Raw genomic sequence first — 9299 nt, forward strand, 5'->3', positions numbered from 1 at the left:
CTCCGACCTGTCCTAGTCCAATTAGTGAAGCCCCAATAGCCAAACTTGAGGCAGCGATTGTGATCCAATGTTTCTTAACTTTATGAAGTTTGAAACGAACTTTGTTTTCCATAATTTTCCCCCTTATATGGTGACTTGGTAAATTCATGTTGTGACATTTAAAACAACATGAAAACCAAAATTAATTTACAGTTATATTTTAATCTTATTTTCTAATAAACTCAATAGAAAACGGATACAAAAACGCCATGATTTTATAAAAAGATTCTTATATTCGTGATAGTTGTAGCCTATAAAAGAGTTTTCCTAATTTATTTATTTTTTCGTCTATAGATATGCTTGAAAGGGTAATTGTCCCCATACAGTTTGAGAAAAAGACTCTTTTCTTCAAAAATCATCCTGTGTAAAATAGAGGGCATAAAAACATGAGAGGTGATTGCAATGACAAATCGTTACGACTTAAATAAAAATTTGGCACAGATGCTTAAGGGGGGCGTCATCATGGACGTTCAAAATCCTGAGCAGGCACGTATTGCTGAGGCGGCAGGAGCGGCTGCAGTCATGGCCTTGGAACGCATTCCGGCCGATATCCGTGCAGTGGGTGGTGTGTCACGTATGAGTGATCCTAAGATGATTAAGGAAATTCAGGACGCTGTTAGTATTCCAGTGATGGCTAAGGTGCGTATTGGTCATTTCGTGGAAGCACAGATTTTGCAGGCGATTGAGATTGATTATATCGACGAGAGTGAGGTTTTGACACCGGCCGATGACCTTATTCATGTGGACAAAACCAAATTTGATGTGCCTTTCGTCTGTGGAGCTAAGGACCTTGGTGAGGCTCTTCGCCGTATTTCAGAAGGGGCATCTATGATTCGTACCAAGGGTGAACCTGGTACTGGTGATATTGTTCAGGCTGTTCACCACTTGCGACTCATGAATCAAGAAATTCGCCGCATTCAAAATCTTAGAGATGATGAGCTTTATATTACCGCTAAAGACTTGCAGGTGCCAATTGATTTGGTTCGTTATGTCCATGAACATGGCAAGTTGCCTGTTGTCAATTTTGCGGCAGGTGGTGTAGCGACGCCAGCGGATGCTGCGCTTATGATGCAGTTGGGTGCTGAAGGTGTCTTTGTTGGTTCAGGGATTTTCAAATCAGGAGATCCGAAAAAACGTGCGGAAGCCATCGTCAAAGCAGTGACTAACTATAATCGTCCAGATATTTTGGCGCAAGTGTCAGAAGATTTGGGTGAAGCCATGGTTGGTATCAACAAGGATGAAATTGACATCCTAATGGCAGAGCGAGGAAAATAAATGACAAAAATCGGAATACTGGCTTTGCAAGGTGCTTTTGCAGAACATGAGCAGGTCTTGAAAGCACTTGGGGTTGAAACGGTTCAAATCAGAAATCGACAAGATTGGGAAGCCCACGCTGATTTGGACGGGCTCATTCTACCAGGGGGAGAGTCGACAGTCATGGGGAAACTCTTGCATGATTTAGACTTGTTTGACTTGATAAAGGCGAAAATTGATGCAGGACTACCTGTATTTGGAACTTGTGCGGGTCTGATTTTGTTGGCCAAAACCATAGTGGGGGACCAAACAAAACATTTGGCAAGTATGGACATCAATGTAGCCAGAAATGCCTATGGTCGCCAATTGGGCAGTTTTGTCACAGATGCTGAATTTAAGGGAATAGGGGAGATCCCAATGGTCTTTATTCGTGGGCCAATTATTGAAGCTGTTGGACCAGAAGTGGAGATTTTAGCTCAAGTCAATGGGGCTATCGTGGCAGCTAGAGAAAAGCAGATGTTAGTGACCTCTTTTCATCCAGAATTAACGGGTGATACAAGGGTGCATGCTTATTTCCTAGAGATGATCCATCAGGCAAAAGAATATAAGAAATAGCTCAAAATCTATGACATCGTTTATTTCTTGACCGCACAAAAAAATCCAGGACCTAGGCCCTGGATTTAGGAGATTAAGAAAAAAAAGTTTTAGGATGATTATAGTATATAAAGCAAATCCTAAAGTTTTCTTAAAGTAGTAGGTGAGTATTTTTAAGAATTAACTATTGACCGTCTGACCATCCTATGCCAGTGGAACTATCATTGGGTACAACGTAATCATTAAGATTCATACCTGTTTGACTGTTATAGCCATTTCTATCAAAGAAACTGTGGTACTCAGGACCATCTTCAGGATTTCCGGATTTTTTCTCAAAGATATTTTCTCCAGTAAGCTTGTTATAGCCATTTGCATCAATATTACTGAGGTATTCAGATTGTTTTTCGCTAGAAGCAGTATTTGTAGTATTTTCGGTGGTAGAACTAGAGACAGTACCTGAATTCTTTTGAGTAGATTGTGTTGTTACGTTAGTTTGAGTACTAGTTTCAGAGCTATTATTGGTTTCAGTTTTTTGACTAGTTTCGCTTGTATCTCCATCTTTAATCTCAATCAACTTTTGATAAATCTTTTGAGTTAGGTCATTTTGTTGTGTAGCAGTCAATCTTCCAGAAGTTCGGATGATAATCGTACCATAAACATAATGAGATCCAGGATTTAACATAGCTGGGAGTCCGTCGAAAGCACTCAAATACTCATTTCGTTTTTGTGCATCTTCAACTGTTTTGTAGACTTCGATATTGCCACCAGCATCAGTTCCTTTAGTTACAATATCCTTTCCTTCAATAGTGTCAGTAACTAAACTATCAGTAAAATACACGGATGCTGTGTAACTACCTTGTTTATTCAATCCCTTATTTGGATCATTATCTTCGGTTGCTGACTGAACTCCTGTAATGGTATCAATTTCTTTAAGTCTACTTTCGATAAAGCTACTAGAAGGGTTGGTTATTTGTTTTAGTTGTTTAACACTTGTTGAATACTTTTGATTTAGCTCATCGAGTTTCTTTATTTCAGTTGTATAATCTAACGGTTTTTTAAGTACTTCTACCTGTTTGTTAATGTCACTTGTTGACTTTTTGATCTTAGGAATTTTTCGTTTTGCTTTCTCAGCAGAAGTGATTTCATTTTTTAATTCAGAGGAAAGATTTTCATCTAAAGGTTTGTCTTTATTACTTAGGAGTTGATTTGCTGTCTTTATTTTATCTTCTAAGAGATTATTCTTATTTTTTACCTTTTGAGCAATATTATTGAAGGAGTCGACTGCCTTTTGATGGGGAGCAAAGGCTAGAAAATAATAAGCAGCAATAAGACAGAGAATTGGAATAAGTCCCCAGAGAGCATTTTTCTTGAGTTTATTTTTCAATTAATTACCTCCAAATATATGTTTTATAAATAAAAAAACAATTTTTTAATTATTCTAAATACTATACGATTTATTATACTTGAATTTTAGTATAATAGGAACCTTTTTTTGCTTTCCGAGTTAGTACTTTTTAAGTTAAACACAAAAAAATCCAGGACCTAGGCCCTGGATTTAGGAGATTATGAAAAAGAAAAGTTTTAGGATGGTTATAGTATATAAAGCAAATCCTAAAGTTTTCTTAAAGGGGAAGAAAAAGTTTACTTGTGATATAAAAAAGGAAGTTGACAGTTGGTCGACTTCCTTTTTAACGATTACTAAATCAAAGTAATTATGCGATATCAATAGTTGTTATTTGAATTATATTCCTATACTTCATCAGGTCCCATCAAATGTCCATTACCGTCAGCATCGAATTTGAAGGCACCAGTGTTTGTTCTAACAATGGTATTTTCAGCGCGTGCTCCATTCTTAGCATCGTAATAGTGGACAGTTCCGTCATCGTCAAATTTGAATTCGCCTCTAAGCTGTCTACCGTTTTGGTCGAAGTAAACATGGATGCCGTTTAAGGTTTGAGGTCCTGTCAGTTTATCCCCTTTAGCATTAACATAGTAGTAGAAATCTTCACGATCTAAATCTTTGCTTTCTCTTGGGTACTGTCCATCCTGATCTACGATATCATTTCCAGGAATGGTAATAGTGAAGTGGAAGATGCGATCACCATCGAGATTTCGGTAATTCCAGTTGTAGACATGAACAAAGCTATCAGTTACGAGAGCACCAGAGTCTTTATCATAATAGTGTCCATCAGGGGCGAAGCGTCCCTTGACTTGTGCCCCATTAGGAAGGAAGTAAAAGCGACTATTTCCAAAGGTTTGAGGTCCTGTTAATGGCTTACCATCAGCATCGACATAGTACCAGGCAGTAGTATAAACATTTTGATTGTTGATATCATCACGACCAATATAAGTCAAGATTTCTTTAAAAGCATTGGTTACGAGAGCACCAGAATCTTTGTCATAGTATTTACCATTTGGTGCAAAATGTCCCTTGACTTGTGTACCAGTGAAATCATCAAAGTAGACTTTAACACCATCGATAGTTTGTTCTCCCTTGAGTTTATCACCTTTATCATTGACGTAAACCCAGTTGCCATCTTCAGTTTCAAGATAGCGTTTTGTTACAAGTGCACCAGAGTTTTTATCGTAATAGCGACCATCCTCTGCAAAACGTCCTTTGACTTGTTTGCCATCCTTGTCAAAGTAGACTGGAATGTTGTCAACGAAGTTGAGACCGATGAGGTTTTTACCGTTTGCATCCTTGTAGTACCAGTTGCCTTGGTTATCACTATAATAGTGACCACCAAAAACACGTGGAGCCTTGTCTAGGGAGACAGTTGGTGTAGGAGTGACGGGGGTATCTATTTCTTCACCAGGTTTCATCAAATGTCCATTACCGTTTGCATCGAATTTGAAGGCACCAGTATTTGTTCTAACAATGGTATTTTCAGCGCGTGCACCGTTTTTCGCATCGTAGTAATGAACGGTACCATCTTCGTCAAATGCAAACTCACCTCTAAGTTGTCTACCATTTTGGTCGAAGTAGACATGGATGCCGTTTAGGGTTTGAGGTCCTGTCAGTTTATCCCCCTTGTCATCTACGTAATAGTAGAAATCTTCGCGATTCAAATCATTGCTAGAAAGTGGGTAATGACTCATATCCAAAAATTGGTTTTCACCGTTAGGTCCAACGACTGAATTATTAGGAATGGTGATGACAAAGTGATTCACACGATTTCCGTCTTGATTTTGATAATTCCAGTTGTAGACATGGACAAAGCTGTTAGTTACAAGCGCACCAGAGTCCTTATCATAGTAGTGTCCGTCAGGTGCAAAACGTCCTTTAACTTGTGCCCCATTAGGGAAGAAGTACATGTTTGTACCACCAAGATTTTGAGGACCTTTAAGTGGCCGTCCGTCGGCATCAAGGTAGTACCAATCAGTAGTATAAATGTTTTGACCGTTGATATCATCACGACCAATATAAGTTAAGAGTTCTTTAAAGGCCTTGGTTACAAGAGCACCAGAATCTTTGTCATAGTATCGGCCATCCTCTGCAAAACCACCTTTGATTTGAATACCGTCTTGGCTAAAGTAAACAGGAACATTATCCACATAGTTCAGCCCAACAAGATTTTTGCCATTTGCATCCTTGTAATACCAGTTACCATTATCATCACTATAATAATGTCCACCAGAAATATGAGGTGCATTTTCAAGTGTTACAGAAGGTGTGACTTGCTTTTCATTTTCATCGATTGGGGCGGGTTGTTCACTGTTTTTTGTAGGTGTTTTTGTTTCTTCGACAGGAATAGGTTCATTGACTTTTTCTACCGAAGTTTTTGTAGTAGAGGCTTCTGAAGTTGCTGTTTTGATAGGTATAGCTTTATTGGCCTCATTATCTTGATTGCTATTACCTTGTTCAGAAGTAATTTCTACTGGTGATTCGCTTGCTAATTCAGATGATGCGACTTCACTGCTAGGAGCTTCACTAAGAACCGTACTTGTACTAGTAGGTAGCTCAGTATTAGTTGAGATAGGATTTGTAGTAGGTGCTTTGACCTCAACATTAGTTACTGCAGTTTCTTGTGCAGGTGCAATAATCTCAGTTGGTTGACCTGTAGCTTCAGGTATTTTTACTTCATCCGCAAATGTAGGGCGTGCGACTAAAGTAAAAGTAGCTAGAGCAGTTGCGCAGGAAAGTGCTACGACGTGTTTCTTGGACATTTGCCAATGATAATTCATTTCAGTATTCATAATAGACTCCCTTCAAAAATGAACACCGATGTTTAGGTGTGTAACATAAAGGAGCTGGGCCGTCAGAAGAGTGTTAAAAGTGAGCAAATCTATTAAAACGACTGAGCCCCATATCTAAATCTCTCAGGGCATGGCCATAAGACGATTTTATAGGCGAGCACGTCAAATGTGTGGCAAGGAGAATATGCTTATGCTGTGTAGTTTATATCTAGAAACAAGTGATTTTATTTTTTTATCCTAATACTTTTATTTATCTCCTTTCGTTTAATTATTGAATCCAACCTATGGCATGTGTCTTCAAATACAAAAAACTAGAGCTCTTAGTTTGAAGCATTCTCTCTAAAGCTCTAGTTTTATATTATAGACAGATGTATGTATGAAAAGAGCCTTAGATTATCATGCCAAAGTGCCTAAGGACCAGTTTTCATGCATAAAAAATTATTTTGACGTTAGAAGTCTAAAGCCAAGTTCCTAATCCTAATCCCCTGTAGTACACTTTCAACGTTTTTAGTAAAACGCTTACATGCTCACCTACCTTTATTATAATACTTTTTTAATTACAAACAAGTTTTTTTACAAGATAATCGTAAATGTTAAAAAATGTCATAATTGGGTTCTGTTTGAATGACAGTGATTGATTATATGAAAAAGGAAGTTGACAGTTGGTCGACTTCCTTTTGTGTTGAGTAATTGAAATCCATAGTCACTTGTAAATGACTATCGGAGGATATGGCCAACCCCGTCATTATCAAAGTAATAAGTGACGTGATTGATTGTCAAGGTTACATTATCAGCACGATTACCAGAGCCAGGAAGATAATAGTAAGTCTTACCACCTAAAATGATGAGTTTATCTTTAGCTTGTATGCCCTTATATTGTCCATAATCATCATCGTAGAAGTAGACATGCTTGCCATCGATGACTCTTCTACCAGTCAGAATATTTCCCTTACTATTTGCATAATACCAGTTATTCTTATGTTCAAAGTATTTTCCAGTTACAAGGGCACCAGTCTCTTTGTCATAATAATGATTACCACCGTTTGAATATTTAAACTCACCTTTCACTTTTTCACCGTAGCTAAAGTAGTACTGAATTCCGTCCAAGTATTTAGTACCGTCAAACTTATTTCCTTTTTCATCAACATAAAACTCTTTGCCGCCATCCTCAACTAATCTATCTGTTACTAAAGCACCGTTATCTTTATCGTAATAGTGATTATCAGGAGCAAAATGGCCTTTGTATTGGACACCATTGGTTCCGAAATAAACGTTGACGTTATCAATGGTTTGAGCACCAAGGAGGAGGTAACCCTTGTCATTGACATAGTACCAGTTTCCTTCGGAATCACTAATATAGCGGTTTCGTTCAGTTGATTGACTTTTAATGCTGAGGACACCAGTTTGGTCTGCCACATAGGTCTTACCATCAAAATCAAAAGTTGTATCTTTGACTTTTCGACCGTTATCTTTATCAAAATAGTAAACCTTGCCTTTGATATCAACTAACTCTCCTTTTGCTTGGCGACCAGTTCCTAAATGGAAATACATGTCATAGCCATCAACAGTTGTTGAACCTTTCACTGGCCATCCAATTTCGTCGTAGTAATGCCAATACCCATCATTATCTTGGACAAAATAAGCGCTCTTAGGTCGAAGGTCCTTAAAATCACTAGAAATGAATTTACCAACCCCATCATTATCAAATTCATAGATATTTGGAAATTCTCTCATAATATAGTGCGTAGGAACATTCAATCGTATATTTCTAGCAATGGTACCATCACTGTAGAAGTAATAGTTGTTGAAAAATCTGTGTACGACCATATTTCCATCATCTTGGAAATAGTACTTATTACCATTGATGGTTTGCCATCCTGTGACTGGTAGGCCATCGGCACCAAAATAATACCGTTCGAGTTCAGGATGTTCGTTGTTGTCATAATTTGCATAAGGAGCAGAGTTAAATCTTATTTCTTTAGCATAGTTTTCTTCAGGAATGAATCGTCCAGCTTTGAATGTGACGAGACGGTTCGTCACAAGGGCGCCGTTATCTGGGTCGTAGAAATATGATTTGCCATTGACCTTACGGCGTTCACCCTTGACCTGTCTACCATCTGAGTCAAAGTAATAGGTTAAGCCGTCAATAGTTTGTGGTCCAGTAACTAGCTTTCCATCTGTATTCATATAATACCAATGCCCAGAATTATCTTGTAGAAAAGCTGGATGGTTATTAGCTAATGTTACGACGCCACTAGCATCAATATTTAGTTGGAAGTCACCATTCTTGAGATGAGTGTCTTTAATTAATTGCCCCGGATTTTCTTTGCCAGCATCTCCAAAAAGATAGAGTTTGTCACCAACCACGTTCAAGCCGTAGCTAAGTTGGTCGTTTCTATCGGGATTAAAGTAATAGGTTTGTCCTTTGATATCTTGTAAGCCAGAAACTCGCACCCCATCGCTACCTAGATAGTAAGTTTGACCATTTTCTTCAACAAATTCATCATGGAGCATACGTGCACTATCTGTAAAGTAATAGAGTTTTCCATCAATGGTTTCGAAACCAGGATGTTCTCGCTCTTTTTTGAAATAATAGCGTTCTCCATTAATATCTTGCCATCCCATAAGCTTATTACCGTTATTATCGTAGTAATAAGTAACGTAATAAGGATGTCTTAAGGTAATAAGACTACCTACATAGTTAACTGTTTCGATGCGTTCTTCTTGTTCGGTGACAAATCCATTTCTTTTTTCAGTAAAGGCAGAACGGTCAGTTCCTCTCGTGGTATTTTCGTTTGGGATATCACCAACAGATGACACATTCTCAGCTGTAACACTCTCACTAGTCGTTGCACTTACCTCGGAATGTGCAGTTTCAGAACTAGCTCCTTCCGAACTAGCTGTGCTTGTGACTTCAGAGCTTGGTTTTTCAGAAATAGTTTCTGTCGAAGCCATTTCAGAGCTAGCTGTTGGTGTTTCTGACACTGCGGTAGCTTCACTCAAAGCGGTAGTAGCTGTGTTTTCTGCAGGTTTAGCTGTGGCTTCACTAGTTGCAGGAGCTTCAACGTCAACAGCACCTTCTTTGATGATGGCTTCAACGGTTGCTTCATTAACGGGGGTAGGTTGTTCTTCAGCTGAAGCATAGTTGAGACCTGCAAAACTCAATCCCAAAGCAAGTCCCGTCACTGCAATAGTTACCCAATGTTTTTTAACTT

Annotated in this window: 6 protein-coding genes; 2 read left to right on the plus strand and 4 right to left on the minus strand. The window is 38.4% G+C overall.

Annotation, left to right across the window (positions count from 1 at the left end):
- A partial coding sequence (locus tag HMPREF3112_RS11580; RefSeq protein WP_371106352.1) for a KxYKxGKxW signal peptide domain-containing protein occupies nucleotides 1–148 on the minus strand: 148 nt, incomplete at its 3' end.
- A 293-nt stretch (nucleotides 149–441) separates the two neighbouring features.
- On the opposite strand from HMPREF3112_RS11580, the gene pdxS reads away from it, so the two are divergent.
- Both pdxS and pdxT read left to right on the plus strand, forming a co-directional pair.
- Nucleotides 442–1314 (plus strand): pyridoxal 5'-phosphate synthase lyase subunit PdxS, encoded by an 873-nt coding sequence (gene pdxS / locus HMPREF3112_RS03320; protein WP_021151642.1) that lies wholly within the window; start codon nucleotides 442–444, stop codon nucleotides 1312–1314.
- The gene (gene pdxT / locus HMPREF3112_RS03325; RefSeq protein ID WP_048790900.1) at nucleotides 1315–1908 is read left to right on the plus strand and encodes a pyridoxal 5'-phosphate synthase glutaminase subunit PdxT; all 594 of its coding nucleotides are present in this window, start codon (nucleotides 1315–1317) and stop codon (nucleotides 1906–1908) included.
- A 163-nt stretch (nucleotides 1909–2071) separates the two neighbouring features.
- On the opposite strand, the gene HMPREF3112_RS03330 is transcribed toward pdxT, so the two are convergent.
- From HMPREF3112_RS03330 to HMPREF3112_RS03340, 3 genes are all read right to left on the minus strand, one after another.
- Nucleotides 2072–3271 carry a hypothetical protein gene (locus HMPREF3112_RS03330; protein ID WP_048790901.1) on the minus strand — a complete coding sequence of 400 codons (1200 nt, stop codon included), beginning with the start codon at nucleotides 3269–3271 and terminating at the stop codon, nucleotides 2072–2074.
- 365 nt (nucleotides 3272–3636) lie between these two features.
- Entirely contained in the window at nucleotides 3637–6084 is a 2448-nt protein-coding gene (locus tag HMPREF3112_RS03335; RefSeq protein ID WP_176744471.1) for a glucosyl transferase, read from the minus strand.
- Between the two features lie 717 nt (nucleotides 6085–6801).
- Nucleotides 6802–9299 (minus strand): glucosyl transferase (locus HMPREF3112_RS03340; RefSeq protein ID WP_141738651.1); only part of this gene is annotated, 2498 nt, incomplete at its 5' end.

Source organism: Streptococcus sp. HMSC10E12 (assembly GCF_001807855.1).
GTDB lineage: Bacteria > Bacillota > Bacilli > Lactobacillales > Streptococcaceae > Streptococcus > Streptococcus salivarius.